3 protein-coding genes are annotated in these 2,234 nt (G+C 26.7%); 1 reads left to right on the plus strand and 2 read right to left on the minus strand.

Annotated elements, in window-relative coordinates; all coding sequences use genetic code 11:
* Together ACLR9T_RS14020 and ACLR9T_RS14025 are read right to left on the minus strand one after the other, a co-directional pair.
* Positions 1-761, minus strand: a 761-nt coding sequence (locus tag ACLR9T_RS14020) for an AEC family transporter (protein WP_413110100.1), incomplete at its 3' end; no start/stop codon positions are given.
* Positions 762-998: 237 nt separating this feature from the next.
* Entirely contained in the window at positions 999-1,850 is an 852-nt protein-coding gene (locus ACLR9T_RS14025) for a LysR family transcriptional regulator (protein ID WP_413110101.1), read from the minus strand.
* A gap of 204 nt (positions 1,851-2,054) precedes the next feature.
* Here ACLR9T_RS14025 and ACLR9T_RS14030 point away from each other — a divergent pair.
* On the plus strand, positions 2,055-2,234 hold a 180-nt coding region (locus ACLR9T_RS14030), incomplete at its 3' end, for a phosphoglycerate mutase family protein (protein ID WP_413110102.1).

The raw sequence follows: 2,234 nt of genomic DNA on the forward strand, positions 1-2,234 counted from the left end.
ATAAAGGACTTATCTGCCATTAACTCTGGAAATAATACAAAGAATCCAAGTATAACAAATGCATAATAGACAAACTTAACAGCAATTAATCGCAAAACAGGTTTTAAATTATGACTATCAATATTTAAATCATATCCTAAAATAAATAAAATCATTGGAATAATTGGTGCTGTCACTTGATTTATTGTTGTTGAAATCATATCACCAAACGATGATGCTAATAATAATTCATATAAACCAGTAAAATTCATAAATAATCCTAAAATAACCGCAATAACGAAAGTATTAGTAAAGATACTTTTTATAATATCTTTATAAGATGAACCGGCTGATACTTCCTTGGCAATTAATATTGGAATCGTTATAAAACAAATCATAATCCCACCCAAATCAAAAATCACTGTAGTACTTGATTGACCAACAATAGATAAATATAAAGGTAGTGCAACATTCCCGCCCTCAACAACCGTTAGCAAATAAGGATCAAATTTTTGATATTTTTTAGTGATATGCTGTGTTATAAATTTACCTATAACCAAAATCACTAAATAAGCTATATATACATATAAAATAATCGATATATGACTCAATTCAATGTTCGCATTTGCCATTAAATTAAAAACAAGAACCGGAAAAAGAATTTTAAAGATAATGCTATTTGCACCATTTTTTTGATTTACCGTTACCCATCCCTTTATATGCGATACTAATCCTAGTAATAACATAAAGAAAACAGGAAACAAAGTCGTTAAAACTGTCATAAACAATCACTCCTTATCATTTTATTTCGATTATAATATATTATAGAATTATTCATAAGTAAAATACATTTTTTATCATAACATCATTATGTTTTAGTTATGTCATATTAAAAATATCAACTTAATTTCTTTTATTTATACTTTTAAATAATAATCAAAAAGAGACTTCTTATATTGCTCATTCACTCAACAATATTTGAAATCTCCCATTTTAATTATCCATTATCAAAATTTCTTTTACACTATATTTTCTTTTAGTATCCTAACAAATTCCTTTGCAACTGGAGTTAATTCGTTAAGGTTATTTGTAAACACTCCAATTTCAAAATTGATATCAGGTTTTAAATCATTTATTGTATATTCCTTTTTGATATAAGTTAAAGGATGTGCAGAAATAATACCATCACCTATTCCATCATTGACCATATTCATCATTGAATCCAAATTTTGCACAATAATGACATTTTTCATATCTATAAACTTTCCATTTTTTGTATTATCCATTACAGTTTCAAATGCCGATTTAGTAAGAATTAAAGTATGATCTAATTTTGATAAAATAACTTTTCTTTTTGAAGAGGATTGACTTATACATAACATCTGATCCTCTTTTATTGTTATATAATCATATTGATCATATGGTGATGTTGAAAAAGCTAAATCAACCATATAACCATCTACCATTGCTTTTACTTCTTGAGGTGTTCCCTCTCTAATTTCAATTTTGACATTGGGATATAATTGATGAAACATCTTTAGAGTATGAGATACATATGATGCTGTTAAAGATGGTAATGAAGCTATTCTTAGAGTACCACTAATAAGATTGTTTTCTTGATAGGCTATTTGAGTAATACGATTATCTATATCTTCCATTTGTCTAACTAGAGATAGTATTTTTTTACCAATATCAGTAATAACTAAGCCTTTTCTTTTATCACGGTAAAATAGTTGTACTTTTAATTCATCTTCCAAATGCTTAATAGCATGACTAACAGCAGGTTGTGATATGTATAGCACCTGAGCAGCAACTGTAAAACTATTAAATTCAGCAACTTTTATAAATATCTCAATATTTCTATCTAACATAACCTTTCATTCATCTCCTTATAATGTTTTCTAGACATTTCTTATAACTCATATTAACACATAAAGTTATAAGAATGATACAAAATATTTCATAAATAGTTAAAAATTAATGTGATAAGTAATAAATTATGTCATCATTATTAAATTTGTATTTCAGTTATTTAAAAATATATACTAAAATAAGTGCAACAAGGAGGAATCAATATGAAAAAGACATTATACATGATGCGTCATGGACAAACACTATTTAATGAATTAAAAAGAATGCAAGGTTGGAGTGATTCTCCACTTACTGATTTAGGTATTCGTCAGGCTAAAGGAGCTCGCCAATATTTTCTGGATAATGGAATTGTATTTGATCATGCATACTGTTCCACTTCTGAA

Origin of the sequence: Thomasclavelia sp., assembly GCF_047249845.1 — a bacterium.
GTDB lineage: Bacteria > Bacillota_I > Bacilli_A > Erysipelotrichales > Coprobacillaceae > Thomasclavelia.

Excerpts from the sequence above, each read along its gene's own strand:
- ACLR9T_RS14025 (WP_413110101.1), bottom strand. The coding sequence starts at position 1,850 with ATGTTAGATAGAAATATTGAGATATTTATAAAAGTTGCTGAATTTAAT.